Genomic DNA, 23617 nt, shown 5'->3' on the forward strand with positions numbered 1-23617 from the left:
TCAGGTGTCCTGGACGCCGCGACCGACGTCGGCCTTCATCTCCCGGTGCACGCCGCCGCGGGCTCCATGCCGGCGGGCCTGGTCGACCTCGTGCTCCCGGTCGAACTCACCGCGCAGCAAGTCGGCCTCGGCCTCCAACTGCCGCAGCGTGCCGATTCGCTCCTCCTCTTCCTGAGCGAACGCGGCCATCTTGCGGGCCAGCACCTCGACCGACGACACAAGCGCCTTGCTGGCGGGCTGCTCGGTGTCGCCGTGGGTGGCCAACTTCTTGATGCCCTCCGCGAGGGCGTCGATCATCGTCTTGTGGCGGCCCTGCTGGCTGGCGATCTCGCCGATCGCGGGGCCGACGGTGGTGAGGTTCTGGCCGAATCGGAAGAGGCTGCCGTCCTCGTCGTGGCGGATGCCCATGGTGGTGTTCCCTTCGTGCTGCGCCCCGGTGGTCGGAGCGTTGGTCTTGTCGTTGCGGTTGTTGGTGCCGGTCGGTGCGGCTTTCGGCGACGGCGCCGAGGGTCGGGGAAACCCGGGTTGCAGGCCGCAGCCGGGGCAGATCAGCCCACCGCTTTTCGTCGGGTAGGCGAACTCGCCCACGAGGATCGGGCCGCCGCACTTGGCACATCTCCCGGGCTCCAAGAGATCGACAGCCCCATCGAAGGTGCTGCTCGGCTTGGTCCGCGGCGGTCGCTTCTGTTGTGGCCGTGGCTTTCGCTCCGCCGGGTCCGGGTTCGGGTCCGGGTCGGGCTTGTCGGGCCCGTACAGACCCCGTTTGAAGCTGTTGGCCGTGCTTTGCCAGAAGCCGCCGTCCCGCTTCGTCTTCCTGCTGTTGTCGCCCTGCTGCTTGGGGTCGCCGTTGCGGCCCTTACCACCACGCCGCCCCCGCCGGGTGGGCTTGTGCCCCTCGCTGCGCGCCGCGTGGGTGTTCGGCCCGCCCCCGCCCCCGCCGCCGGATCCGCGCCCTGCCCCACCGGCCCCGCCGTTGCGGCGGAACAGGCGCGACAAGCCTGGGATGCGGAACCCACGCCGGCCGCCAGCACCGTTTCCGCCGCCACTCGGACGGCCGTGTCCGCCGGGGTGAGCGCCGCTGGTGGGGCTGCCGGCCCCGCCGCCGCCATGGCCGCCGCCGCCGTGGCTGCCGCCGGCTGTGCCCTTGCGGCGGCCGAAGCGGTTGCGGAGCCGGCCGAGGAGACCGCCACGGCCGCCGGTCGTGCCGCCGGTGCCTCCACCGTGAGCGTCGCCACCGCCGCCGCGCGCACCGCCACGACTGCCGGGGACGAGTCCACGCAGCCGCCCGAGCAGACCGCCACGGCCACCACGCGACCCGCCGTGGGCGCCGTCGCCAGCACCGCCACGACCGTCACCGGTACCGCCACGGCTGCCGGCCCGACCGCCACGCAGCCACCCGAACAGTCCGCCACGGCCGCCGTCGCGTGCCCGGTCCTGGCGGCCACCCGACCGGGCTGCGGCCCGCCGGGCGACGATCGCCTTCCGCCACTTCAGTGCCGCCCCGAACAGGAACCCCGCGACGGCGACGTTGACGACCAGCCAGATCAGCCAGCCGGCGGCGAGCAGCAACAGCACCTCGGCGCCGAGGACGACCAGGCCGGCGGTGACGAGCACCGGCGGCGTCATCAGCTTGGTCATCGCCTTCGCGACGAGGGGGTGTACGGGCTTGGTGCGGGGCTGCCCGGCGGTGCTGGTCTTGGCCTTCGGTGTTTCGACGGCGGGGACAGCTGAGGCGTCCGGGGCGGGGGCCGGGGGCGGCCCGACGGGGGTGGTCGGCGCCGGCGCAACTACCGCCGGTGTCACGCTCTGCGACGGGTCAACCCCTTGACTGGTCAAGGGGTTGACCGAAGAAGGGGAAGCCCCCTCTGAGCGCTGTGCGGCCTCGTCAGCCCCCGCGTCAAGGGGTTGACGGCGCAGCAGGGTCAAGGGCTTGACGATACGCACAGTGACTCCTTACTTGAGCAGCTTCGCGAGGAACCCGAAGCCGTTGCGGATGGCGTCGGCGAGCCATTCGAACGACGTGGACAGGAAGCCGTCTCCGGCGTTGGCGATGACCACGCCCAGCAGGATCGCGATCAGCGCGTCGTACCACTTCGCGCCGGTCGCCCAGGTACGGAAGACGACGACGACGAGCAGGATTGCTCCGAACAGCGGCAGGCTCATCGCAGCACCTGCGCGGCGGCCAGGCCGGCGGCGACCGCGAGGGCGATGCCCACCGGCCACGATGTCAGCGCGGAGATCAGTCGGGCGCGGGCCTTCGCCCGAAGCCGCGCCTGGACCCCCCGGCGGATCTCGGTCCGGCTCAGGTGCCCCGGCGGGGTGATGTCAGTGGTTGCCATGGTCGTACCTCCTGGTCAGCGGGTGTGGATGGGTGTGCCGTTGGTGCCGGCGGTGACCGGTTCCTTCGGGGCCTTGATGGGAGTCGTGGGGACGGCGGCCGGACTCGCGGCGTACTTCTCGCGGTCCTTGAACCAGCGGCGCACGCTGCTCTCGGCTTGCCCGACCTCCCCGGCGATTGCCGCGAAGGTCCACTTCTTCGGATTGGCGTCGCGCAGCTTGAACGCCTGCTCCTGCCGGGCGCTCCACGGCGGGACGCGCGGCGACCGATCCTGCGACCCGCCACGGCCGGCGTCGGCCGGCGGCGTGGCGGTCCCCGGGTCACCGCCACGAGCGGCCGGGGCCGGCGGCGTGGCGGTTTCCGTACTACCGCCACGGGCGGTCGCCGTGGCGGGCTCGTGGCGGACTGGCACGACCGCCACGGCGGCGGCGCGGGCATCCGCCACGGCGGCGTCCTTCTCCGCCACGAGCCGCCGCGTCGTGGCGGTCAACTCCTGCGCGCGGCGGTCCGCCACAGCGGCCAGGTCTGCGGCATGGCGGTCGGCCTGCTCGGCGAGCTGGCGGCGCCCGTCGGCGATGGCACGCTCCGTGGCGGCGCGGGCGTCGGCGAGCTGCTGACCGATCCGACCAATCTCCTGCCGGGCAATGTTCAGCTCCCGGGTGAGGCGGTCGACCTGGGCGGCCCGGTCGGCGGCGGTCTGCTCGGCGGCGGCGACCCGGCCTGCGGCGTCGAGTCGCGTCCGGTCAGCCGCGGTTTCGGCGGTGGCCCGTGCACGGTCGGCGGCATCGGCCCGCGCCTCGGCGGCCTGCCGTCCGGCGGTCGCCTGGTCCAGCTCCGCCGACGCGGTCTCGAACAGGCCGTTCGCTTCGGCGAGCTGGCGGGTCAGGTCAGCGACCTTGGCGTGTGCGGCGTCGAGCTGGCGGGTCGCCTCGGCCCGGACGGCGTCGAGTTTGGCGGCGGCGTCGGCCTGGTGCTCGGCGAGCACAGCGGCGGTCTTGACCTGCTGGTCGGCGATGGCGGTGTCGAGCTGCCGGAGGCGCAGCCACGGCCACACCCGCGCCCAGCCGGCGGCCGGCGCGGCTCCGGCGGGGGCGTCGATGCGGTAGCGGGCGACCCGCTTCGCGCGGCGGACGGTCTCCAGGTGGGCGCACGCGTGCCGGATGGATCCGTACCAGGCGACCTGCTCATCGGTCGCATCAGCGGGCAGGGGTCGGGGCGGGTGGTTCTCCCACGCCAACGCCGCGCAGAGGGTGTGGGGGAAGTAGGTGACCCAGCGCAGACCGAACGGCGGCCGAACGCGGGGCGCCTGGCGCTCGGTGGTGGCGCGGAACAGGTCGAGCAGTTCGTGCAGGACGCCCATGCTGGCGACTGCGAAGTAGCCGAGCACCAGTGCGGCGGCGAGCGAGTGGGCAGAGTCCCATCCCTGCCACACGCCGATGCCGGCCGACAGGAGGGTGGACGACCAGACGATTCGGTAGGCGCGGTGCGTGGGGCGGCCGGCGCGGGCCGCGGCGAACATCAGGACCGCGAACACCACAGCGATACCGTCAACGCCGCCGATCATCAGCCACTCGTGCCCGCCGTGCCATCCGAGCGTGTGACGGCCGAAGTTGAGCAGGTTGGTTCCGGATGCGGCGAGGATGCAGCCCCACAGGCCGGCGGCGAGGGCGACGGCGGTGACAAACAGTCCACCGAGCCGGTCGCCGGTCTTCGGTGGGGTGACGCTCACTGCCTTGTCGAGCCGGTGCCGCAGGACGACCAGGCAGACGAAGAGCAGGCCGGCGAGGGCGAGCCATGCCCAGCCGGGGACGGCGTCGAGCCAGCCGGTGACCGCGTGCCAGGCGTCGGCCGCCCAGGTGGCGGTGCGCGGGGGCTGTCCGCCCGGCACTCCACCGGGCATCGCGTCGCGGTTCGCGGTCTGAGTCACCGGCACTCCTCCTCAGGTTTGGCTGTTCGCTTCTCGACCTGATCTGGCTGGTCGTGGCACTATGATGGCACAAGTTCCGGAGTTTTCGAAGTTTACGGAAGAGGCAAAGTATGTGGAAGTCGTGGTGATGGCCCTTACGCCGCCATCGCGTCGATCTCGCGTTCCGGCCCGGCGGTCTGCCACACTGGGCGCCATCTGGAGGTTCCGGAACACGCGGAAGACGGGGGCGACACGGGTGGCAGACGAGGGCGAGTACGTGTCGCCGACGGAGGCGACGAAACTGGTCCGTCCCCGCCACGGAGCCACGAGCATCCGCGCGTTCGCCGACGCCGGGATGCTGCGTGTCGCCTACACGGCCGGCGGGCATCGCCGAATCGAACGCGCCTCGATCGACGATTTGAACGCGTGGATCGCCATGCGGCCTGGCCCGGAGAAGCAGGCGGCGCGCGAGGCTTTGATTCGGAAGAACCTCGGGCAGGCGGGCGGCACTGCCGAGCGCGATTCGTAGGCTCCCGCGATGGCATCCGACTGGGATCGCGCCCTCGCCGCGCTACGCGCTTACGCCGAGGAACACAACCACTCCGAGCCGCCCGTTGGCTTTCACATGCCGGACGGCCGGGACCTCGCTATCTGGGTGGCTCTCGTTCGGGCCGCCCGCAAACGCGGCGAGCTGTCGCCAGAGCGCATCGCCCAGCTCGAATCCGTGCCGGGTTGGCGGTGGAAGTTTGAGCCGCCGCCCTGGGCTCAGCGGGTCCTCGGACGCGAAGGCGAAGGCGACCGGCTACGCCGCGCCTATGACCTCGTGATCCGGTTCGCGGCCGAACACGGGCGAATGCCTAAGTTCAGTGAAGATCAGCAACTGCGGCGGATAGCCGAAGAACTCGAACGAGCGGTCGTTGACGGCACCATGCCAGCACACCTCGCGAAGCAACTCACGGAGGCGCCCGGGTGGCCGCCGAGCGCGGCGGGCCGCTGGCAGGTCACGTTGAAGGAGTTGAAGACGGCACTCGCCGAGCAAGGCTGTCGACTTCCGCTGAAGCATCGGCTTGCAATCTGGCTTCGCAACCAGCAGGCGAGGCGGGATCTAGACGATGAGCAGCAGCGGCAGTTGGCGGCGGTGCTGGCCGAGTGGAATCGGTTGCCGACGTCAGAGTGGATGAGCCGCTACCGGCGTTTCATGGCCGTTCTCGCGCACCCAGAGAAGCACCGGCCGTCGCGGGTGGAAGCTGTTCGCCGGTGGGTGGCCGAGCAGCACGGCAAGGCGGGGGTGCTGCCGGCCGGCGCGGTGGAACTGTTGCCGCCGGTCATGGAGGAGTAGCCCCTGAAGTGTGGGGGCTTCGCCGGCCAGCACGGATGGTTGCCGCGCGCGTGGTGCATCGTGTCGCTTCGACGTTCTACGCTCTGCCACCATGGACACACAGCCTGTGGATCACTCTGTGCGCGAGCGCGTCCGGAACCTGCGGCGCATCGCCAACCTCGCCGGCAACGCCGTCATCGCCCTGTCGATTCCCCTCACTGTCGGGGGGACCCTCCTGTGGGCGCCGAAGTCCACCTTCGATGACTGGTGGCTCATCGTTCTGCTCGTCGCGGCGGTGACGGCACCGTACGGGCTACTCGTGGCCTTGGGGTTGCCCTGGGCGAGGTACATCGGCTGGGACTACTACGTGTGCGTCGGGTCGACGATCGCGCTCACTCTGATCATGGTGTGGGTGTGGGCGGCCAAGGTCACGTCGTGGGCGGAGGCTGCGGGTGTGCAGTTCGATGACGGCGGGGATCGGGTGGCGTTCGGGGCGTTCCTGGCGGTCGCTCCGGCCTGGGGTTTGATCGTGGCGTGGCTGCGGTACATCGACCGGATGCATCCACGCCGCTGACACGACGATGCCGGCCACCCCCTCGGGATGGCCGGCATCGTCGCGTGCGCTGGGTCAGCGGCCCTCGATGTACGCCCACAGCTTCCGCCAGACATGCCAGAACAGGGCCAGGATGCCAGCGGCTCCAGCGGTGGCCTCCACGGCCGGCGGCAGCGGCGTCGGCACGAACCCGAGCAGCAGCATTCCGAGGGCGCACCAGAACAGCCAACCGTCGACCGGCCACCACCGTAACCGGGCCGGAGTCGGGCGGGCCGTCGAGGTGAGGAATCCGGTGGGCTTCGGGACAGGGGCCGGAGTGGGCCACCGGTGCGGCTTCGTGGTCACCTCGGTCCGGGACACCGTCACCGCCCGCTCCCCCGCCCTCCGACACGAGTTCCGAAGATAGGTGCTGGACTCGGCGGAGTAGCGGCTGTCCGCCGGCTCGTACTCGATCCGCCCGTCCGGCCACTCCGTGCGGATGCCGAAGGCGTTGCCGGACAGGTCGTCCGACCAAGGGCCGTGCTGGACCTGCCAGTAGACGACGTGAGCGGTGCCGGGGCATGTCCGGTTGATGCAGGCGGCCTTGTTGATGGCGTAGACGATGCCGGTGCACTCGTCGACGGCGGTCGTGCCGTCGGGGGCGGTGATCTCCACGCCCCACTTCGAGGTGGTGGTGACGATGCCGTCGATGGTGCTGGCCGGGTCCGTCATGGCGTCTCCTTCGTGTCGAGTGCTTCGCGAAGCAGGTCGTGGTGGGCTGCGAACAACCGGCCCCCGTCGGTGTCGGCCAGGTAGTCGACGAGGTCTGCGTACGTGTTGGCGCGCACCCAGGCCGCGCGGCGGGCGTCGTCGCTGCCCTGTACCAGGGGCCAGGGGCGGGTGAAGTAGACGCCGAGGTGCGTGCGCAGAGGCACGGTGACCATCCACGCCTCGTCGGAGGCGCGAGGGTCGGGCACGTACCGGGCGCTACCGGCCTTCCAGTGGGCGTGGGGCAGGTGCAGGCCGGTCTCTTCGGCCAGTTCACGGATCGCGCCTTCGCGTGGTGTCTCGCCCGGGTCGACTTTGCCGCCGGGCAGTGCCCACCCGAGCCCGTCGCCGCGTTCGACCATGAGCAGCCAGCGGTGGCCGGCGGCGTCGGTGAGGGTGACCAGGGCGTCGGCGCAGACCTGCTCGCCCCAGTGGCCGAGCAGGTTGCGGCCGTAGCGGATGCCGGTCCGCTCGCGCGGGTTGACCGGGCGGCCGTCGACGACCTCGAACCAGATGAGGGCGGCGGCCTGGCGCTCGGCCCAGTTGATCCGGGTGGGGTCCATCTCCTGGTCGGCCCAGGGCTCGCGGTTGGCGATGGCGGCGAGCACGCTCGGGTCGGTGTAGGTGCGGTTCGGGCAGTCCTCCTCCACGGCGGAGCCGTAGATGTTGGCGCCGCAGCGGAGCACAGCACGACCGCAGACCGTGCAGGTGTACCGCTCTGTGTTGGTGGTGTCCTCGACCGGTGTGTGGCCGCGCTCACGAGCGAGGCGGACCGGTTCGGCGGCCCACGCGGCGTCGTCGTTCAGCAGCTCGATCGGCTGCCGGTCACCGTCGGCGGGATCAGGCACGGCCCAACCTCCCCGCCTGGCGGAGGATGGCGCGGATCCGCTCGACGGCCACGGAGACGTCGGCCTGCCGGTCGAGGGCTTCGCGGATCCCGTCGAGCCAGTAGCTCAGGTTCTCGACCTCCTGGCGGATGTCGGGGGCATCGTCGAACACGACCACCCACTCCCGGCACACCCGGTCGCTGATCCAGTGGCGGATGACGAGCCGGTCGCCGAGGGTCGGATGGTTGCCGGGGAGTCCACCGGTGATGTCGACGAGGGTCAGGCGCTCGCGGTACTCCCGGTGGTAGCGGGCCCACGCCTCCGGCTCCGTCTCCCCGTACGCGTGGATGCCGAATCCGCGGCGACCGGGCTTCAGGTGGACGCCGATGCCACCCTCCCGGCCGGGGCGGACCTCCTCGACGGTGAGGCCGGAGAACACCTCGGGGGTGCCGTCGGTGTGGGTGTAGCGCTCGACGAGCGTGATGCGGCGGCCGGCGGCGAGCAGGTTCTTTACCCGCTCGACGATGTGGGCGATGGTGTCGGTGCCAGCCATCGCGGTCACGGTGTGGTGGGTGAGGATCCGGCCCGGGTTGTGGGTCATTTCTGGCCCTCCAGCTCGGCGGCCTCCGCCAGCAGCCGCTCGGCGTCGCGCCGCTTCTCGGCCGCTGTTCGTAGCCGGTCCAGACGCGCCTGCCGGTACGCGGCTACCTCGTCCAGTGTCGGGGCGACGCCGTCGCGGTGGATTTGGCCGCGCATGAACGCGTCGTCCTGGACCTGCTTGACGCCCAGCAGCTCGAACGCCTTCTCCTCGGCGTGGTAGCTGTCGCCGACGGTGTTCGGGTCGAGTTGGCCGTCGACGTAGAGAGCAGCCCAGCCCTGTGCGTAGTGAATCTCCAGCTTCATCGGTCAGTCCTTCAGTTCGCGGCCGTCGCGGTGGTGCTGCCACGGGCTGATGACGAGGGTGGGCAGGTCGGTGGGCCCGTAGGCGGTGACGGTGCGGGTGACGATCGCGGCCGACTTGACGCCGTGCGCCTTCCTGGTCGGCTCGTTCAGTGAAGCGACGTGGGTGGTGATCGAGTCCGCGACGAGGGCCGCGTGTTCGGCGTCGGCGAGCTGCTGACGCTGCTTGCGGCCGTCGAGGTAGGTGACCTCGGCGGCCCACTCCTCGCGGTGGTCGCCGAGGGTGAGCCGGTCGGTGCCGGCGCGCAGCCGCGCGTTCTCCAGGGCGAGCGTCCGGATCGCGTCCCGGGCTTCGGTGTCGTTGCGGTCGATGAGGGCGGCCAGGTCGTCGCCGACCTCGTCGATGAGGCAGCCGGAGCGGCGCAGGGCGTCGCGGGCGCGGCCTATCTCCCGCAGCATCGTCTCGGCCAGGACGGCGAGCTGATAGGCGTCGTTGCTGCCGCCGGGTTCACAGTGGGCGGCCTTGACCCGGCCGACGAGGTTTCGGTTGGCCTGCGTGTCGACGGTGGCGGTCACTGGCCCGCCTCCGTGGTGGCCTCGCGCCACGGGCCGATCAGCTCGTAGCCGTCGGGGAGCTGCCGCACCTCGCGGTACTCGACGGCGTGACCGGTGACGCCGAGCGCGGCCAGGGTGTCCGGCCGCATGGTGTTCGCGGCACGCCGGGACGCCCGCACCCACGCTTCGGCCTGCCGGCGGTCGGTGCCGGTCTCGGCCCGGTCCCGCTTGCCGTTGGTCATGATCGTGGTCGCGGCGTACTCGGTGCGGATGACGAGGGCCGCCTGGCGGTCGGCGTCGCGGACGATCTCGGTGATGTGAGCCAGGTTGTTGATGCTCAGGTAGTCGTCGGCCCATCCGTTGGCGGCGAGGGCTTCTACGGCCGGGTCGTCGATGCTCAGGTAATCGAGAGTGGTCATGGGTTAGTCCTCCGTGCGGTTCTGGCCGGCGAGGAGGCCGGCGTCGGCGAGCTGGCGGGCCATCCGGTCGGCGGTCGGCGCGTCGTGGCGGCAGGCGAGGATCGCGGCCGTTCCGGTGATGAGGTCGGGGTGGCCGGCGCGGTTGCCGCCGGTGAGGTAGCCGGCCTGGTGCAGGTCGTCGGCGGCGGCGAACGCGCGGTCCTTGCGGCGGTCCCCGTCGAGGTGGGTGGCGATGTTGGCGGCGGCGCGGCCGACGACGAGGTTGGCGTGGGTGCGGTGGCCGTGGTCGGTGAGGTCGCGGAGGGTGCTGCCGTGGGCGCCGGGGCGGGACAGGAGGCCGCAGCGGACGAGCGAGTCGATGGCCGTGCGGTCGGCGGGGCTCATGGTGGGGACGGCGTGGATGGTGCCGCCGTTGTCGGCGGCGAGGTCGAGCATTCCGATCTGCCGGTCGTTGAGGCTGATGGTGATGGTCATGCCGAACCCTCCACGTCAGTAGTTCTTACAACTACTAAGATATGGCACGGACGGGCCTCAGGCCACGACATCTACCGAATTACCTGCGGCGAGTTCAGTCCTCGCCCCTCGACGGCAGGCCGGCACGGATCCCCGCCAACCTCACGCACAACTCGTCCACCGCTTGGTGGACCTGCTGCTCCGCCCGGCCGTGCGGATCCAGCCACGGACGCCCGTCGACCCTGAACCACTCCAACGCCTCGTGCACCGCCTCAGCGACCGCGTACGCCGCGAACCGGTCGATCCACTCGGCCTCAGTGAGGCCGCTGTGGTCGTAGTCGTCCGGGACCTCCCAGCCGCCGGACTGCGTGATCGGGCTGCCGTAGGCGCACGGGATGTCCGGGCCGGTCAGCTCGCCGGGCTCGAACCGGCGGGGCGTGGGGGTGCGGTCGTAGGTGAGCTGGAAGGTGACCCGTTCGGCTGCTGCGCGGGCTGTGGGCTCAACGCCTTCGTCGGTGCAGTGGTCAGGCACGGCCGGCACCCCCGCCCGATGGCTCCAGCGCAGCGACCCGCGCCCGGGTCTCCGCGACCGCCTGGGCGACCTGGTCAAGCAGCTCCAGCCCGCCCGCCACGTCCGTGTAGACGCGGCCCCCTCCCAGCCACGGCTCCACCACCCGCCCGAGATTGCGCAGGCGAGCCGCCACCCGAACTGTGACCACAAGCGGATCGTCGAGCGGCGCCAGCTCGTGCCGGTACGTCGCCCACTCGCTGCGGTTGGAGTCACCGACCGGGCGGAGATCTTTCAGCCGCCACCGGCCGTCGTCGTCGAGGATCACCTGGGTCTCGGTGAACCGGGCCACGGTGCGGACCTGGAAGGAGGCAGGCTTGCCCGAGCTGATGGTGAGAGCGGCGACCCGCGCACCCTTGACGAGCCAATCCCGATCTTCGGTGGACATTGGTCAGTTCCCTTCCAGCACGGCCAGGATGGCGGCGGCGTGGCGGCGGCACTCGTCCATCGGTGCGGTGGACTGCATGTGCAGATGTGCGGCGAGACGTTCCCGGGCTGCCGGAGTGACCCGCACCGTGACGGTGCCCTCCGGCTCGAACTCGGCGACGCCGTTGGTGCGGACCATCCGCCCAACCCGCTTCACGAAGCCGTCCGCGTCGACCCGAACAACGCCCGTGCCGGGAAACCCGCCGTTCGGCATGACGAACACGGCGGGGGCGTCGAGCAGGCCGGCGGCAGCGAGCGCGTCCACGTCGCTGCCCGAGGCGACCCGCACCTCTGATGCGTACGGGGTGCCAACCCATCGGCTCCCGATGCTGGCGGGGAAGGCTATCGCGGCGGCCTTCGTGGTGGCGACGATGAGGACGCGGGCCTGCCGGATGTGGTCGGGCTGCTCCAGCAGGTTGAAGATGTCGCGGTGGACGTGGGTGTTGATGCCGGCCGTGTACGTCTTGAGCCTCGCCACGATCCTCACTCCCCTGCGCTGGCGTCGTCGGCGGCCCACCGGTAGGCGACGACCTGCTGACCGGCGTTGGTGCGCCGCACGCTGGCGGCGTCCCAGCCGGCGGCGAGGTAGTCGGCGCGGACCTGCTCCGGGTCACGCGGGTCGTTGTGGCCGATGGCGGTGCTGTCGACGTGCATCCGCTTCCCGATCCGGTCGGGCCGGACCGGCAGCGTCGCGCCCGATACCCGGACCGGGGTGTGTGCCATGAGGTCCATGACCTGTTCGGCGGTCAGCTCGACGTCGACCAGCACGAGGCCGGACATGCGGTCGGTGACGGTGAGCTGTCCTCGGCGGCCGGTGTGGCTGTTGTGCGGGTATGAGAGCTGGACGGAGACGTCGCCGCGGGTCGGCTCGCGGTCGTAGTCGTCAACGGACATCCTGGTTCACTTCCCTTCGGCTACGCGTGCCGCGTTAGCCATGTCGGCGTCGGTCTGCGGGGTCCCGCCACCGTTGAGCAGCAGGTAGATCTCGGCTTCGGCGCGCAGGGATGCGAACTCGCCGATGCCGACCGGGACGATCGTTCGGTTGGTGCCCCGGTTCTGGCCGAGCAGGCTCAGGCCGGTGTGACGGACGTACGGGCCGTCGTCGGTGTCCTCGGTCGTTTCGACCATCTCGGCCGGGAACCAGGACGCGGGTACGGCGAACTCGCCGCGCATCCACATGACGGCCGTGGTGAGGCGCTGCCGGCCGTCGATGACAGCCCAGATCCCCTGGTCGGTGGTGGCGATGTCGTACACGTCGGTGTCGGTCCAGATGGTGCTGCTGCGGTCGTTGATGGTGATGGAGGGGACGGTGGCGCCGGTGAGCCATGAGTAGACGAGCGCGATGCGCTGGTCGTCGGTCCACACGTCGCCGCGCTGGTAGGGCGGGTTGAGGTCGATGCGGCCGTTCTCGACGTAGGCGACGAGGCTGGTGAGCGGCATGGATGAGGCGTTGATGGGGAGCCGGGTGAGCGGGGCGTTGGTCTGCCGGGTCACGGTCACTCTCCCTTCGCGCGGGCGATGTCGGCGTTCGCGGCAATGCCGGTGAGGGCGTCGAGGCCCAGGTTGGGCAGTGCGTTCATGACTTCCCGCTGGACGCGGCTGGCGATGTCCCCGTAGGACTCCCGACCGGGGCCGCCCACCAGCATGGTCTCCGGGCCCTGGCGGCGGACGGTGTCGGCGAGGTCGATGAGGTCGCGGGCGATGGACTCGATGCGCTGGCGCATCCGCTGGGCGGCGTACTCCTCGGCGGTACGGGGCTGGCCGGTGTCGGTCATGGTCGCGTCCTCACTGGTGGTCGCGGATGGCGGCGGTACGGGTTGTGGCGCGGGTGCGCTGCCGGCGGGGTCGGGAGTCCTGCGGGCTTGCGGCGCTGGAGCGGCGGCGCTCCTGGTCGGAGCGGACGCAGGCCGGTCGTTGTCAGCGGTACCAGCGGGACACGGAGTCCATGGCGATGACGCCGAGGCGGGTCAGGCGGTACCAGCCGCTCCGGTCGTCGGCGGCCTCGATCAGCTTGTTGGCGAGGAGCCAGTTGCGGGTACGGGTGTCGGCGATCCGGCCGGCGCTGCTGTGCCACAGGTGGGTGAGGGTGTCGGCCCGCTTGCCGGTGAGTCGGGGCATGGGGACGACGGTGACGCTGCCGGTGCGGCAGGTGATGCTGTTGCCCCAGGCGTCGCGGAGCTTGAGACGGGTGCCGTAGTTCTCGGCAACGCGCCACATGCCGTGCCAGGCGGTGAGGGTGCCGTGGTAGTTGACGACCGGGTCGGCGGTGAGGTGCTTGGTCATCGTCGGCTCCCTACTTGGTAGTGATTACATCTATCAAGATAGACCGCGAAGGCCCCCATGTCCACGACATCTACCGATTACCTGCGGCGCGTCAGGCAGGCCGCAGCACGTCCTCGACGGCCGCCCGCATCTCCGCCCCCACCGCCCGAGTGAAGTCGGCGAACCGCAGCCCTCGGTCGTCGTCGTAGCCGGCCTCGCGGGCGGTCGCGTAGGCGTCAGCTGCGGCCAGGTCGATAGCTCGGTCCAGACTCATCCCGTCGCGCCAGGCCCGGACGATGCGCGCCCTGGCGGCCCTCAGGACTGGGCCGGGAACGGCGCTGATGTCAATGCGGTCCACCGCGACCCCCTCCGGTGCCGGTCCGGCTCAGTCCCGGCCCGGACGCCAGCCGTGGGGGGTGATGCTGTCGACGACGATGCCGCCAACCCTGATCTCTCCCCAGCAGTGACCATCGGTGGCGGCGGTGAGGATCGCTTTGAGGGCGGCGCCCAGCTCCTTCGCCGCGTCCGTCTTCTGGGGCCCATAGGGGCCCTCGTCGGGGCCGAGGACCCAGTCCTGCTCGATGCCGGTGATGCTGATGTCGACCGAGCAGCCTCCGGCGAAGTAGCTGCTGCAAACGCTGTGCTTCGCACCGTCGGGGAGGGTGAGGGTGCCGTCCTTGCGGGCCTGCTTGATGGCGGCGCGGGCGGCGGTGGCGACCTGGGCGGCGGGGCTGGGGGCCTTGGTGGTGGTCATCTCGTCCTCCGTAACTCAGTAGCTCTTACAACTACTAAGTTACGGCAAGACGGCACCCAACGAAGGGACTTCTACCAAGTTTCCCAAGGTGTCACCCGAACGGGTGACCGCCGGCGATCAGCCCCGCGTCGACCCCTGCGCCTTCGACGGCTTCCGGCCGCCGATCCCGTCACCCACCTGCCGACGCGGATGCCGCTCGAACCACGCCACGATCTCCGGCTCCCGCGCCTTGTCCCACCACGGGGCCTTCCCGAGCCGGTCGTCCGGCTTCGGGAACGGGTCGTCCGCGTACTTGCCCGGCCGCGTACCGCCCGCCTTCAGCGGGATCTCCTCGCCCGACTCGAACAGGTACTGGCTGATGGTCGTCTTCTTCAGCGGCTCCGCGACGCCGTGCACTCGCGCACCGATCACCGCGAGGTCGGCGACGGTGAAGAACGGCCGGTCCGGCATCTCGGCTCCCGGTGGAAAGTCGAACTCGATGTCCGGGGAACCATATGTCACTGCGTGGCCCATCGGTGGGTCACCTCCTGGTCGTGTTGATGGTCGTCACGTACCAGCCGGGATACGCCCGGCCGGCGCGTCGGGGTGGTTCAGGTCGCCGGCACCGGGCCGGCGGCCTCGGCGCGGCGGTGCTCCAACGCGGCTTTCAGGGCACCGGCCTCGTTGGCGTAGGTGGCGGACAGCCTGCGAGAGTCGACCAGTGCAACCTGCGTCTGCTCCAGCTCGGCGGCCAGGGAGTCCCGCCCGGCCTGGTAGCCGGCGTCCCCGGCGGCAATGACGGCCCGCCGGATCTCCGCCATCAGGTGGTGGACGCCGACCGGCACCGGCACACCGAGCCCGTCGAGCCACGCCCGGACGGCCTCGTACGGGTAGACCGGGATGCCGGAGGCTGCGACCCACTGGGCCGCCTGCTCGACGCTGTCCGGGCCGCTCTCCGGGACCACCCGGGAGCGGCGGACGAGGCCCGCGTTCCCGTACGACCGCTTCGGCTCCTCCGTGCTCACGTGCCCGCCCTCGTGCCCCGCCGGCAGGCGGCACCAGTCGATCCGCTCCACCATCCCGCCGAGGGGGTAGCCGTAGTCGCAGAGCACCTGGCCGGCAGCCTCCCATGCCTTCAGCAGCAGCTCGGCTGCCTTCGCCAGCCGGGTTGCGTAGTCCAGGGCGGTGTCGCCCGGGTACTCGGCTTCGACGTACACGCGAACGCACGTCTCGCAGGTCGCGGCGCCCGGGTAGGTGGCCTGGCCGCCGAGGACCGGGCACAGGTTGTGGCGGTGCGCGCCGATGGAGCGGATGTGCGTGACCGGCACGGCCGGTACGGGCTCGTCGACGACCGCGATGACCTCGGCGGTCACCTCGGCCGGCGTCGCCGCCCGCCGGTCGCCCAGGATCGCGTCCCGGTAGCAGGAGCGACCGCCACGCTCGTCAGCGTGCACCCAGTTCTCCCGGCCCTTGCGGCGGGCGATCGGCCGGCCGTCGTAGACGCAGCGAGCGCGCTCGGCGTCCGGGTCGATGTCGTCGGCGAACTCCCCCACCGGCTCCGGTCCGGTCTGCGCCTGCGCCCACTCGGCGGCAATGGGGCCGGTGGCGGCAACCGCCTCCACCGCGGCCCGCTCACCGGCTCTCCGGCGGGCGATCGTGGCATCCAGGAGCGCCCGGCCGGCGGCGTTGCGCGCGGCGACAGCGGTACGCGCAGCCGCGCACGCCTGCTCGTAGGCGGCTCGCGCGGTGGCCTCGTCGTCGACGAGCCGCTGCATTGCCTGCATGGCGTCGGTGGGCTGCGGAGTCAGGCCGGACGCCTCCTCGGCGAGGATGATGAGCTGCCCCCTCTCGGCGTCGGCGGCCATTCCGCCGGTGTCCGTCGGCATCCGGGCCTCACGGCAGTCACTCATCGGGTGCGGATGGGTACGCCCGCAGGCGGTGGCGCCGAGTGCGGCGTCGAACTCGGCAACGGTCAGCACCGGCTCGTGGTGCACGACGGTCCCGGTGCGCTGCTCACCGTTCCCGCACCGGCCTGTCTCGTCGAATCGGCCCTCACGCCACCAGTTGCCCTCGCGGCCGGCGACCGCGAAGTAGAGGTAGATGTTGTGGCCGCAGTGGCGGCAGATGCCGACCTGGGTTCCGTCGCCGTCGGCGATGAGCGCGTAGGCGCCCTCGGCGACCGGCACCGTCTGCGGGCTGTAGCTGGCAACGAGGTGGATGCGCTCGTCGACGTGCTTCTGGCAGAAGGCGTTGCCGCACTGGCTGCCGGGCGGCGTCCAGGTGACGACTTTGACGGCCCGGTCGCGGCAGGACAGGTCGCTGCACCGCGTGGTCACGGGCTGCTCGGCGGTGCGGTAGGCGACGCGGCAGGTGCGGCAGGTGGCCTCGGTGACGTCGGTCGTGGTCTGGGTGGTGTCGGTGATCTGCTCACCGCAGGTGGCCTGGCCGTCGACAGCGAACCCGGTGTGCAGGTGAACGGGAGCCTCACGGTCGATGGCTCGGATGCCGGCGTCGGTGGCCGCATGGAACGGGAACACCTCGATCTCCCTGATCCAGCCCTCTCGCCGGCAGGCGGTGTAGCTGGCCTGGTTGTGGCGGACGCTCGACGGGGTGCCGTCGTGGAAGTAGGCGATGGCGGCGGCCTGGGCGGGGCTGGGCTTGGCGGTGGTGGTCACGACACCCTCCGGCATTTCTCGGTAGTGATTACGTCTATCAAGCTACGGCACGAGAGCTGGGCGGTCAACGACTTCTACCGAGTTTCGGCGCGTCGACTCACCCAGCCCCCGGGGGCCCGCCTCAGCGGGCCGCCACCAGCGGCCGGCGGTCCGGCATCACCGCGCAGGTGCACTTGCGGAAGTAGCGCTTGCAGCGGCGGCAGTACGGGTCGTAGCCGTCGCACGGGTCCGGCTCGTCGTCCACCACCGGGGCCGGGGCGGCGATGACCACCGGCGCGGCCGGAGCCGGGATCGCCGAGACGGTCGGCGCAGCCGGCGTGGCGGCGGCGAACTCGTCCACCCACGCCAGGCCCTCACGGTCGAGGACGTGCTGCGCACGGGTTACCGCCACGTACGCCAACATCGCGTCCTCCCGGGCCACCCGCGGCTCGATGCCCTTGTCCTCGTCACCCTTCGGCGGCGGGAAGTCCGACGCGATCTGCACCTTGTGCCACTCGCGGCCCTTCGCCTTGTGGGCGGTCGAGATCGTCACGTCGGCGTACCGCTCGTCGGTGAGCCGGTCCACCAGGCCGGCCAGCTCGCGGGAGCCGTGCCGGTCGACGAGGTTCACGAGCACCTTCATGTCCGAGCCCTCCCCCGACTGCACGTACTCCTGCACCTCGGCCCAGGCCGAGAACGCCATCAGCTCCGGGTGGTCCGTCGGCCGGCCCGCCTCCAACTGTTCGGCGGCCTCGGCGAAGCGCTTGATGTCGGCGCCGCCGCCGACCAGCGCCGCCCGGCGGCCCTTGTCCAGCTCGGCGATGACGCGGGAGATCGCGCCGCCGTTGGAGCGGCACAGCACCGCGTCGGGGGCGTCCAGTTCGGCGAGGCGGGACGGGATCTGGTCGAAGCCGGTGAGCCGCAGGACCGCGCCGTCGATGAGCGACAGCCACTTGTTGGCCTCGTCGGCGATAGCCGGGCCGAACCGGAACGACTGGGTGAGGTAGAACCGCTGGCCCTCGAACTTCTCCATGGCGTCGGTGGCGCCGCGCCACTGGTAGATCGACTGGCAGCGGTCGCCGACGAGGATCTTCTGGTGGCGCTGCCGCTCGACCAGGCCGGCGACGGAGCCGTTGGAGTCCTGGGCCTCGTCGAGGAGGACGTAGTCGAAGGGGAGCTGCGGGTTGGTGAGGCAGAACATCTTCAGGTAGGCGTCGTGTGTGAACCGCAGGTTGCCGTTCTTCTGCGTGATGTCCTCGTCCCAGGCCCGCTGGGCGATCGGGGCGAGGTAGCGGGCCAGCTCCCGCTGCGCGTCGCGGGCGACGCCGGTGACGTAGGGGACGTGCCAGGGGGTGATCTCGGCGTCGTTGCTGTAGCAGAACTTCTGGATGGTCTCCATGACGAGCCGGGCGAGCTGCTTTTCGGTCAGGGTGACGTCCTGGTCGGCGACGACGCCGCCGAGCTTGACGGGCTCGGTGATGCGCAGGAGTTGGGCTGCGCGGTAGGCGGGGACGCGGGGGGCGTCGAGGCGGTGGCGGAAGTTGCGGCCGACGGGGCCGAAGGCGAGGCCGTGGGCGGTCTTGCAGGTGACGGAGCTGGGGAACTTCCGCTCGGCTTCCCGCTGGATGGCCTTGTTGTAGGCGATGTAGAGGCCGCGCTTGCCGGTGAGTCGGTCGGCGAGGAACTGGAGGGTGGAGGTCTTGCCGGTTCCGGCGCCGGCTTCGATGGTCAGATTGGCGCCGGTGCCGGCGGCGTCAACGATGTCCTGCTGCTCGCCGGTGGGTGCGAAGCCGGTCATGTCCGTCTCCTGAATCTCGGTAGCGATTACAACTATCAAGATAGGTCACGGCAGCATCGGTGTCCACGACTTCTACCGAATTACTGCCCGGCGTGTCCGGGCACGTCAATCACCACGCGCAGCCGGTCACACGCGCACCTCGACCCGGTCGGCAGCGATCTGCTCACCCAGCGCGTAACGGGTGGTGGTCGTGTCAGTCATGACGGTTCTCCTCACGTCGAGACGGTCAGAACCCGGGCGAACGCCGCAGCGGGTGACCCTCGGGCAGCAGGCACAGGCTGTTCGGCGGGGCCGGCACGGCGGCCAGCCAGGCGATCAGCGCAGGGATCTTCTCGGTCGAGCCGAGCGTGATGGTCTCGCCGTTCCACGCCGCGTACTCCTCGGCGGTCATCTCCGGCGTCGCCCTCCGCCAGTCGGGGCGGGGATCGTAGCGCCGGTAGACGTGGTAGACCGACGTCATGCCGGGGGTATCGACACGGGCGATCACCTGGTCGCCGGTGTAGTAGCCCACCTCGTAGCCGCCCCGCGCGCCGAACGACCGACTACGGGCGACGCTGACCGCCCTCACCTCATGCCGGGCACCGCGCGCCTCGATCACCAGAGGCGCCGGCGGCTCCTCGGCGACGCGGGTCAGGTGCCACACGCCGTAGCCGGACCGGACGGTGAAGTGTTCCAGGTAGGCGTCGCGGACCCGGTCGGTGATGTCGGCGTTCTGGACGAACCCGCAGCGGCGGCCGTCCTCGTCGTAGAGCGGGCCGGTGTAGCTGTCGAGGTAGCCGGCGGCGGCCGGTGCCGGGGCGGTCACCGTCGCGCCCCCGCCTGTAGCCGGGCGCGCTCCGGGCAGTCGACGGGCTCACCGCACACGCAGCGGCCATCCATCTCGAAATGCTGGTCCAGGCGGGTGCGGTACAGCTCTACGCCGTAGTGCCGGGGATAGCCGGCAGCCGGCGCGTGCTCGCGGACCAGGTGGGCCACGATAGACCAGGCGGCCTGCGCCCGAGTGTCGGCGTAGTCGATTGCCCGGCTGACGAACGGCCGGCCATGCTCGCCGCGATGCAGTCGTGGCTCCACCCGGTCGAGCAGGTCGCCCGTGTCGTCCGGCCCGCGGCCCCTGAACGCCGAGCTGCACACGCGCGCCGACCACAGGCCGGCGTGCTCGCCGGCCGTCACCCTGTCGGCCCAGCCGAGATCGCGGCCGTTGTCGGCGCGGACGACGTACCAGCCGCCCCACTTCCGGCGGGTGAAGCGGACCAGCAGCACCACGTCCGGGCGGGCGAGGTTGGCGTCGGGGTCGAAGCCGACGTGGGCGGTGACGCCAGCCGGAAGGGCGGGCGGCGGAGTGTTGTGCGGGCAGTGGCCGATATAGCACAGGTGGTCGGCGTGCTCGGCGTTGAGCTGGTCCTGTAGCTGGCGGATGTCGGGCTTGTGGTTGAGGCGGGCACCCATGTTCTGCTCCTCGGGCTGGATGGGTGGGTCAGGACCGGCGTTCGTGGGCGGCGCACTCCTTGCACAGCCAGCCGCCGATTCGACCGATCCATCGGCACCACAAGGTGAGCTTGCAGCGGTCGCACTCGCGGTTCTCACTTCTGATCGGCATCGGTGGCCTCCTCGGCGTGGGCGATCGTCTTGACGACGGTGAGCGGGAAGGCGATGACGCGGTCGTCATCGGTGACGAGAACCAGGACGTGGGTGCCGGTGGGGCTCCAGGTAGGGGCGAGCGCGACGGCCAGCCCCGTGAATGTCTCGCGGAGGTCGCGGTTGTTGGCGTAGTCGGCGGTGAGGGTGACTCGGTGGTCGATGTACGAGACGACCGCGGCGGGCCGTTCGCTGGCGGGGAGGCTGCCGATGCTGCGTCCCGCGTTTCTGGCCATCAGGCGTGCTCCCTCGTCTTGTGGGCGCGCATGGTGCCTGCGGTGACGTTGACGAGCTCCCGGCTTCCGCAGTCCGGGCAGTCGGCGTAGGTCCGCATGCCGACCCGCGTCCCCGATCCCGGCCGGTAGGGCACCCCGACGCACTTGCCGTCGGCGGCGGGCCGGACGGTCCACTCGACGGGGGCGGCGGGGAAGCAGACGGTGCAGAGCCGGTAGGCGTACCGGTCGAAGTGGGTGATGGCCTCGGCCATGCTCATGCCGGACAGCTCAGGGTTCCAGCCGAACTCGGTGCGGTAGCGGCCCCGGTTGCAGGTGGAGCAGGACATCGAGCTGTGGATGTGGCCGTTGTGCTGCTTGACGGTGAAGAATCGGGACCAGCCGCCCCGGCGGGCGAACTCGGCGTCGAGGATGTCGGCTTCGGCCTCGATCGCGGTGAGGACGTCCACGGCGCTGTCGTAGCGGGCGACCATGTCGGCGAAGGTCTTGCCGTACGAGATGTTGTACTCGTCGCCGCGTGTGCGGGCGGCGTCAATGGCCTGGGCGTCGGTGGTGGGCCACGCCTTGTCGCCCTTGCGGTTGAGGTACCGGGGCTTCTCGCCGAGGGCGTGGTGGACACTCACGGCCGCCGCTAGAACCTGCTGGTGCGCCTGCATGGCGCGGCGGTAGATGCCTGCGAGCCGGGTGTCGATCTGGGCGGGGGTGGCGGTGGTGATGTCCATGTCCCGAAGCCTCCGTTACTCAGTAGTGGTTACAACTATCAAGTTACGGCAAGGGGAGGCCCCTGTCCACGACATCTACCGAATTGGCCCGGCGTGTTCCCCGAACACGGCGCAACCCCCGAGGGAGGGCATTCCCCGGGGCCGCTGGCGCCGACGGTCAGTCCTCGCCGCGCTGCTGGATGGTCATGACCGGCTCGCCAGCATCGCCGGGGCCGACCACCAGCTCCAGCGTGACCAGTCGCGGCCGGATGCCCCGGCCCTCGACCGGCACCCGGAGGAGCTGGAACAGGACCCGGTCGCAGTCGCGGCCCTGGAGGCGACGAACGGCGACCATCGCCATCCACAGGACGTCCCACAGCCGGCCCGACTCGTCCTGCAAGGTGCCCTTGCGGGCGTTGTCGGCGTCGGTCCAGGCGACGCAGTCGATCCAGACGGCCCGGGTCAGCGCGACCGGGAAGCGGAATCCGGCTTCGCGGGCCGCCGGGCCGGCGTCGACGAGCGCGCCGTCTGCGAGGGCCTGGGCGCGGGTGTAGGCGTGAATGATCTCGGCGTCGGCCCAGAAATCGGTCGTGGACATGATGCCTCCTCGGCGTCGGCGTGAGGTGGGTCAGCAGCTCGCGAGGCCGAAGAACAGCCATCCGGTGGTGCTGGCGGATCCGTTGGCGGCGATGGCGATAGCTCCGGCCGGCCCCCACTTGTCGCTGATGCGGGGGTCGTCGTCCCGCATGAGGCGCGAGGCCAGCGCCTCGGCGAGTTCGCGCGATGTGGGCTTGTCGGCGATGACGACGTAGTCGTCCTTCTCGGCGAGGCTGCCGGTGTATCCCCGGTTGCCGTACTCGTAGCGGGCATCCTCGCGGGCGTCGCGGAACGCTTCGCTCGGGTCGACCCCGTCGACGTACTGCTGAAACTCGCTTGCTCCCACTGGGACCTCCACGCTGGATTCTTAGTAGCTCTTACAACTATCAAGTTACAGCGTGGGGCCCGGCCCAGCCAGGAAATCTCGAAAATCAGCCCAGGCGTGTTCGCGGCACGCCGGACACCACTCCCCCGCCCAGCCGTCCTCGGCCGCCGCCAACAACGCCTCCACCTCCGACGGGAAGTGGTCCCCCTCCCCCTCGCCCAGCGCCACCCCGCAGCCGGAGCAGGCCAGCAGCACGCACGGCGCGGCACCCAGCTCCGGCAACGGCACCGGCGTCCCCGCCGCCGGGACGTCCGTCCACAGCCCTGCCCACTCCACAAGCAGGTCCGAGCCGTCCCCGCCCAAGCTGTGCCAGTCCCCGTCGTCGGCCTGGTCGTCGACGGCGAGCATCCAGCACGGCTCGGGCAGGGAACGGATCGTCACCGAGACGCCCTCACCCGTCGAGGGAGACCGATGACCACGGGACCGTCTCCACCTCGCCGTGGCGGCGAACCGTCACCTCGTCGTCGGTGAACGCCACCGGCCACCAGCCGCGGCCCCGGCCGGCGACCGTGAGCGTCGGCGGGTCGCAGACTTCGATCGCGGCAACGATCCGCTCGACCACGGCCCGGTCGACCAGCTCGACAGAGGCGACGACCTCGGCGACCACCCGAGGGTCGTCCTCGTCGACACTGGCCGCGACATGGTCAGCCACGGCCCGGTCGTCGTTCGCCTCGCCGGCCGTCACGCCCTACCATCCCGCCGGTTCGCTACCGCGTACAGGCAGTGACACACGACCAGGGCGACACCTGCCCCCGGGATGGCGGCCGGAATGCGCCAGGTGCCCACCGTGATTCGCGGCAGCACGCCGGTTGCCAGCAGCTCGACCAGGACCAGCAGGATGCAGAGGACGGCGAGCAGCCCCACCAGGTACGCGGTGACGCGCAGGGCTCCGGGTCGGCCGGGCATCAGGCCACCGCCGTCACTGTGCCGGCCGGCGACGGCAGGGCGACCAGCATCCCGGCCGCGCGGTCGCCGACGACCGGGGTGACGGCGTCGGCCAGGTCGCCGAGCAGCCGCATCCGGTCGCGCAGGACCGGGCTGGCCGCCATTTTGTCGAGCACCGGGCCGGCGACCGCCTCGATTGCGGCGATCGTCGGGAGGCGGGCGGTTCCGTATGCGGCTGCGGTCTCGACGTCGGACAGTGCCCGGTACAGGGTGGACTCCAGCATCAGCGACATGCCGACGCTGCGTTCCTCGCCGTCGATCCACCTGTCGTCGTGGAGCTGGTTGTGCAGGGCGGCGAGTCGGCTGGTGGAGGTGCCGAGGGCGAGCAGCAGGCGGGCTCGGCCGTGCGGGTCGCTGGTGCGGGCGAGCCGGGAACCGATCGCCTGCTGCTGGGACTGGTGGTAGCCGTACCGGCGTCGGTCGGTGTGCCGGTGGCGGCGGGCGGCGAGCCAGCCGCGCAGGCCGGTCACCGCTTGCCCTTCGCCGCGTTGGCGAGGGCCTGCCGCGCCGCCTCGGCGGCTGCGGTCGCCTCCCGTCCGCCGACGGTCTTCGCGACGTTGTCCGCCGCCTTCCACTCCTTGCCGAGCTGTGTGATGGACTTGGCCATGGTGGGCCTCCTTCGGATGGTTCGCCCACCCCGCGCGGCGTTGCAGTCGCCGATGTG

Annotated in this window: 37 protein-coding genes; 3 read left to right on the forward strand and 34 right to left on the reverse strand. The window is 71.2% G+C overall.

The genetic code is table 11. The features are described from left to right. Genes ACN27A_RS12445 through ACN27A_RS12460 form a run of 4 tightly spaced genes read right to left on the reverse strand, consistent with a single transcriptional unit; the run spans position 1 to position 4265 of the window. Positions 1-1926, reverse strand: a complete 1926-nt coding sequence (locus ACN27A_RS12445; RefSeq protein ID WP_421452774.1) for a hypothetical protein — start codon at positions 1924-1926, stop codon at positions 1-3. Between the two features lie 27 nt (positions 1927-1953). After that, positions 1954-2163 carry a hypothetical protein gene (locus ACN27A_RS12450; protein WP_421452777.1) on the reverse strand — a complete coding sequence of 70 codons (210 nt, stop codon included), beginning with the start codon at positions 2161-2163 and terminating at the stop codon, positions 1954-1956. Further along, on the reverse strand, positions 2160-2339 hold the full coding sequence (locus ACN27A_RS12455) for a hypothetical protein (RefSeq protein ID WP_421452780.1): 180 nt from the start codon (positions 2337-2339) through the stop codon (positions 2160-2162). Before ACN27A_RS12455 ends, ACN27A_RS12450 begins: the two co-directional genes overlap by 4 nt. 15 nt (positions 2340-2354) lie before the next feature. Beyond that, complete coding sequence (locus tag ACN27A_RS12460; RefSeq protein WP_421452782.1) at positions 2355-4265, reverse strand: hypothetical protein; 1911 nt, start codon at positions 4263-4265, stop codon at positions 2355-2357. 235 nt (positions 4266-4500) lie between these two features. Between ACN27A_RS12460 and ACN27A_RS12465 the strand changes: the two genes are divergently transcribed. The 3 genes from ACN27A_RS12465 (at position 4501) to ACN27A_RS12475 (ending at position 6136) form a co-directional block, all read left to right on the forward strand. Next, positions 4501-4773, forward strand: a complete 273-nt coding sequence (locus tag ACN27A_RS12465) for a hypothetical protein (protein ID WP_421452785.1) — start codon at positions 4501-4503, stop codon at positions 4771-4773. A gap of 9 nt (positions 4774-4782) precedes the next feature. Beyond that, on the forward strand, positions 4783-5583 hold the full coding sequence (locus ACN27A_RS12470; protein WP_421452786.1) for a helicase associated domain-containing protein: 801 nt from the start codon (positions 4783-4785) through the stop codon (positions 5581-5583). Positions 5584-5701: 118 nt separating this feature from the next. After that, the gene (locus ACN27A_RS12475; protein WP_421452789.1) at positions 5702-6136 is read left to right on the forward strand and encodes a hypothetical protein; all 435 of its coding nucleotides are present in this window, start codon (positions 5702-5704) and stop codon (positions 6134-6136) included. Positions 6137-6190: 54 nt separating this feature from the next. On the opposite strand, the gene ACN27A_RS12480 is transcribed toward ACN27A_RS12475, so the two are convergent. The 30 genes from ACN27A_RS12480 to ACN27A_RS12625 all read right to left on the reverse strand — a co-directional run bounded on the left by ACN27A_RS12480 (position 6191) and on the right by ACN27A_RS12625 (position 23560). Beyond that, on the reverse strand, positions 6191-6826 hold the full coding sequence (locus ACN27A_RS12480) for a hypothetical protein (protein WP_421452792.1): 636 nt from the start codon (positions 6824-6826) through the stop codon (positions 6191-6193). Continuing rightward, a complete protein-coding gene (locus ACN27A_RS12485) occupies positions 6823-7512 on the reverse strand; it encodes an NUDIX domain-containing protein (RefSeq protein WP_421458448.1) in 690 nt (229 codons plus the stop codon). The genes ACN27A_RS12480 and ACN27A_RS12485 overlap by 4 nt, the downstream gene beginning before the upstream one ends. 190 nt (positions 7513-7702) lie before the next feature. Continuing rightward, a complete protein-coding gene (locus ACN27A_RS12490; RefSeq protein WP_421452794.1) occupies positions 7703-8290 on the reverse strand; it encodes a hypothetical protein in 588 nt (195 codons plus the stop codon). After that, positions 8287-8592 (reverse strand): hypothetical protein, encoded by a 306-nt coding sequence (locus ACN27A_RS12495; RefSeq protein WP_421452796.1) that lies wholly within the window; start codon positions 8590-8592, stop codon positions 8287-8289. Before ACN27A_RS12495 ends, ACN27A_RS12490 begins: the two co-directional genes overlap by 4 nt. Positions 8593-8595: 3 nt before the next feature. Further along, on the reverse strand, positions 8596-9165 hold the full coding sequence (locus tag ACN27A_RS12500) for a hypothetical protein (protein WP_421452797.1): 570 nt from the start codon (positions 9163-9165) through the stop codon (positions 8596-8598). Further along, the gene (locus tag ACN27A_RS12505) at positions 9162-9563 is read right to left on the reverse strand and encodes a hypothetical protein (protein WP_421452798.1); all 402 of its coding nucleotides are present in this window, start codon (positions 9561-9563) and stop codon (positions 9162-9164) included. Before ACN27A_RS12505 ends, ACN27A_RS12500 begins: the two co-directional genes overlap by 4 nt. A 3-nt stretch (positions 9564-9566) precedes the next feature. Then, positions 9567-10037: a hypothetical protein gene (locus ACN27A_RS12510; protein ID WP_421452799.1), complete on the reverse strand. Its 471-nt coding sequence runs from the start codon at positions 10035-10037 to the stop codon at positions 9567-9569. Between the two features lie 94 nt (positions 10038-10131). After that, entirely contained in the window at positions 10132-10548 is a 417-nt protein-coding gene (locus tag ACN27A_RS12515; RefSeq protein WP_421452800.1) for a hypothetical protein, read from the reverse strand. After that, entirely contained in the window at positions 10541-10972 is a 432-nt protein-coding gene (locus tag ACN27A_RS12520; RefSeq protein WP_421452801.1) for a hypothetical protein, read from the reverse strand. Before ACN27A_RS12520 ends, ACN27A_RS12515 begins: the two co-directional genes overlap by 8 nt. Before the next feature lie 3 nt (positions 10973-10975). Continuing rightward, positions 10976-11488 (reverse strand): hypothetical protein, encoded by a 513-nt coding sequence (locus ACN27A_RS12525; RefSeq protein WP_421452803.1) that lies wholly within the window; start codon positions 11486-11488, stop codon positions 10976-10978. A gap of 5 nt (positions 11489-11493) precedes the next feature. Continuing rightward, complete coding sequence (locus ACN27A_RS12530; protein WP_421452804.1) at positions 11494-11904, reverse strand: hypothetical protein; 411 nt, start codon at positions 11902-11904, stop codon at positions 11494-11496. 6 nt (positions 11905-11910) lie between these two features. Continuing rightward, on the reverse strand, positions 11911-12504 hold the full coding sequence (locus ACN27A_RS12535) for a DUF262 domain-containing protein (protein ID WP_421452806.1): 594 nt from the start codon (positions 12502-12504) through the stop codon (positions 11911-11913). A 2-nt stretch (positions 12505-12506) separates the two neighbouring features. Continuing rightward, on the reverse strand, positions 12507-12785 hold the full coding sequence (locus tag ACN27A_RS12540; RefSeq protein WP_421452807.1) for a hypothetical protein: 279 nt from the start codon (positions 12783-12785) through the stop codon (positions 12507-12509). 142 nt (positions 12786-12927) lie between these two features. Further along, positions 12928-13293 (reverse strand): hypothetical protein, encoded by a 366-nt coding sequence (locus ACN27A_RS12545; protein ID WP_421452809.1) that lies wholly within the window; start codon positions 13291-13293, stop codon positions 12928-12930. Positions 13294-13384: 91 nt separating this feature from the next. Continuing rightward, the gene (locus ACN27A_RS12550) at positions 13385-13630 is read right to left on the reverse strand and encodes a hypothetical protein (protein ID WP_421452811.1); all 246 of its coding nucleotides are present in this window, start codon (positions 13628-13630) and stop codon (positions 13385-13387) included. A 27-nt stretch (positions 13631-13657) separates the two neighbouring features. Then, positions 13658-14026 carry a hypothetical protein gene (locus ACN27A_RS12555; protein ID WP_421452813.1) on the reverse strand — a complete coding sequence of 123 codons (369 nt, stop codon included), beginning with the start codon at positions 14024-14026 and terminating at the stop codon, positions 13658-13660. Positions 14027-14143: 117 nt separating this feature from the next. Beyond that, the gene (locus ACN27A_RS12560) at positions 14144-14539 is read right to left on the reverse strand and encodes a hypothetical protein (RefSeq protein ID WP_421452815.1); all 396 of its coding nucleotides are present in this window, start codon (positions 14537-14539) and stop codon (positions 14144-14146) included. Positions 14540-14616: 77 nt separating this feature from the next. Next, positions 14617-16680 carry a hypothetical protein gene (locus ACN27A_RS12565; RefSeq protein WP_421452817.1) on the reverse strand — a complete coding sequence of 688 codons (2064 nt, stop codon included), beginning with the start codon at positions 16678-16680 and terminating at the stop codon, positions 14617-14619. 121 nt (positions 16681-16801) lie between these two features. Next, positions 16802-18457: a UvrD-helicase domain-containing protein gene (locus ACN27A_RS12570; protein WP_421452820.1), complete on the reverse strand. Its 1656-nt coding sequence runs from the start codon at positions 18455-18457 to the stop codon at positions 16802-16804. 226 nt (positions 18458-18683) lie between these two features. Beyond that, positions 18684-19262, reverse strand: a complete 579-nt coding sequence (locus tag ACN27A_RS12575; RefSeq protein ID WP_421452821.1) for a hypothetical protein — start codon at positions 19260-19262, stop codon at positions 18684-18686. Beyond that, entirely contained in the window at positions 19259-19903 is a 645-nt protein-coding gene (locus ACN27A_RS12580; RefSeq protein WP_421452824.1) for a hypothetical protein, read from the reverse strand. Before ACN27A_RS12580 ends, ACN27A_RS12575 begins: the two co-directional genes overlap by 4 nt. Before the next feature lie 134 nt (positions 19904-20037). Further along, positions 20038-20328, reverse strand: coding sequence for a hypothetical protein (locus tag ACN27A_RS12585; RefSeq protein ID WP_421452827.1), 291 nt, complete (start codon positions 20326-20328; stop codon positions 20038-20040). Next, a complete protein-coding gene (locus ACN27A_RS12590; RefSeq protein ID WP_421452830.1) occupies positions 20328-21047 on the reverse strand; it encodes a hypothetical protein in 720 nt (239 codons plus the stop codon). The genes ACN27A_RS12585 and ACN27A_RS12590 overlap by 1 nt, the downstream gene beginning before the upstream one ends. A gap of 157 nt (positions 21048-21204) precedes the next feature. After that, on the reverse strand, positions 21205-21624 hold the full coding sequence (locus ACN27A_RS12595; RefSeq protein ID WP_421452832.1) for a DUF6573 family protein: 420 nt from the start codon (positions 21622-21624) through the stop codon (positions 21205-21207). Positions 21625-21654: 30 nt separating this feature from the next. After that, positions 21655-21969 carry a hypothetical protein gene (locus ACN27A_RS12600; protein WP_421452834.1) on the reverse strand — a complete coding sequence of 105 codons (315 nt, stop codon included), beginning with the start codon at positions 21967-21969 and terminating at the stop codon, positions 21655-21657. Between the two features lie 45 nt (positions 21970-22014). Continuing rightward, positions 22015-22389, reverse strand: a complete 375-nt coding sequence (locus tag ACN27A_RS12605; RefSeq protein WP_421452836.1) for a hypothetical protein — start codon at positions 22387-22389, stop codon at positions 22015-22017. 10 nt (positions 22390-22399) lie between these two features. Then, the gene (locus ACN27A_RS12610; RefSeq protein WP_421452838.1) at positions 22400-22660 is read right to left on the reverse strand and encodes a hypothetical protein; all 261 of its coding nucleotides are present in this window, start codon (positions 22658-22660) and stop codon (positions 22400-22402) included. Positions 22661-22689: 29 nt separating this feature from the next. Then, on the reverse strand, positions 22690-22914 hold the full coding sequence (locus ACN27A_RS12615) for a hypothetical protein (RefSeq protein WP_421452839.1): 225 nt from the start codon (positions 22912-22914) through the stop codon (positions 22690-22692). Then, entirely contained in the window at positions 22914-23423 is a 510-nt protein-coding gene (locus ACN27A_RS12620; protein ID WP_421452841.1) for a hypothetical protein, read from the reverse strand. The genes ACN27A_RS12615 and ACN27A_RS12620 overlap by 1 nt, the downstream gene beginning before the upstream one ends. Next, entirely contained in the window at positions 23420-23560 is a 141-nt protein-coding gene (locus tag ACN27A_RS12625; protein ID WP_421452843.1) for a hypothetical protein, read from the reverse strand. The genes ACN27A_RS12620 and ACN27A_RS12625 overlap by 4 nt, the downstream gene beginning before the upstream one ends. Between the last annotated feature and the right edge of the window lie 57 nt (positions 23561-23617).

The organism is Micromonospora sp. WMMD737 (assembly GCF_049179055.1).
Classification (GTDB): domain Bacteria; phylum Actinomycetota; class Actinomycetes; order Mycobacteriales; family Micromonosporaceae; genus Micromonospora; species Micromonospora reichwaldensis.

Coding starts and splice junctions, on each gene's coding strand:
- ACN27A_RS12450 (WP_421452777.1), bottom strand. CDS start 2,163: ATGAGCCTGCCGCTGTTCGGAGCAATCCTGCTCGTCGTCGTCGTCTTC.
- ACN27A_RS12455 (WP_421452780.1), bottom strand. CDS start 2,339: ATGGCAACCACTGACATCACCCCGCCGGGGCACCTGAGCCGGACCGAG.
- ACN27A_RS12470 (WP_421452786.1), top strand. CDS start 4,783: ATGGCATCCGACTGGGATCGCGCCCTCGCCGCGCTACGCGCTTACGCC.
- ACN27A_RS12480 (WP_421452792.1), bottom strand. CDS start 6,826: ATGACGGACCCGGCCAGCACCATCGACGGCATCGTCACCACCACCTCG.
- ACN27A_RS12490 (WP_421452794.1), bottom strand. CDS start 8,290: ATGACCCACAACCCGGGCCGGATCCTCACCCACCACACCGTGACCGCG.
- ACN27A_RS12495 (WP_421452796.1), bottom strand. CDS start 8,592: ATGAAGCTGGAGATTCACTACGCACAGGGCTGGGCTGCTCTCTACGTC.
- ACN27A_RS12505 (WP_421452798.1), bottom strand. CDS start 9,563: ATGACCACTCTCGATTACCTGAGCATCGACGACCCGGCCGTAGAAGCC.
- ACN27A_RS12510 (WP_421452799.1), bottom strand. CDS start 10,037: ATGACCATCACCATCAGCCTCAACGACCGGCAGATCGGAATGCTCGAC.
- ACN27A_RS12520 (WP_421452801.1), bottom strand. CDS start 10,972: ATGTCCACCGAAGATCGGGATTGGCTCGTCAAGGGTGCGCGGGTCGCC.
- ACN27A_RS12530 (WP_421452804.1), bottom strand. CDS start 11,904: ATGTCCGTTGACGACTACGACCGCGAGCCGACCCGCGGCGACGTCTCC.
- ACN27A_RS12540 (WP_421452807.1), bottom strand. CDS start 12,785: ATGACCGACACCGGCCAGCCCCGTACCGCCGAGGAGTACGCCGCCCAG.
- ACN27A_RS12545 (WP_421452809.1), bottom strand. CDS start 13,293: ATGACCAAGCACCTCACCGCCGACCCGGTCGTCAACTACCACGGCACC.
- ACN27A_RS12555 (WP_421452813.1), bottom strand. CDS start 14,026: ATGACCACCACCAAGGCCCCCAGCCCCGCCGCCCAGGTCGCCACCGCC.
- ACN27A_RS12560 (WP_421452815.1), bottom strand. CDS start 14,539: ATGGGCCACGCAGTGACATATGGTTCCCCGGACATCGAGTTCGACTTT.
- ACN27A_RS12570 (WP_421452820.1), bottom strand. CDS start 18,457: ATGACCGGCTTCGCACCCACCGGCGAGCAGCAGGACATCGTTGACGCC.
- ACN27A_RS12580 (WP_421452824.1), bottom strand. CDS start 19,903: ATGGGTGCCCGCCTCAACCACAAGCCCGACATCCGCCAGCTACAGGAC.
- ACN27A_RS12585 (WP_421452827.1), bottom strand. CDS start 20,328: ATGGCCAGAAACGCGGGACGCAGCATCGGCAGCCTCCCCGCCAGCGAA.
- ACN27A_RS12590 (WP_421452830.1), bottom strand. CDS start 21,047: ATGGACATCACCACCGCCACCCCCGCCCAGATCGACACCCGGCTCGCA.
- ACN27A_RS12595 (WP_421452832.1), bottom strand. CDS start 21,624: ATGTCCACGACCGATTTCTGGGCCGACGCCGAGATCATTCACGCCTAC.
- ACN27A_RS12615 (WP_421452839.1), bottom strand. CDS start 22,914: ATGCCCGGCCGACCCGGAGCCCTGCGCGTCACCGCGTACCTGGTGGGG.
- ACN27A_RS12625 (WP_421452843.1), bottom strand. CDS start 23,560: ATGGCCAAGTCCATCACACAGCTCGGCAAGGAGTGGAAGGCGGCGGAC.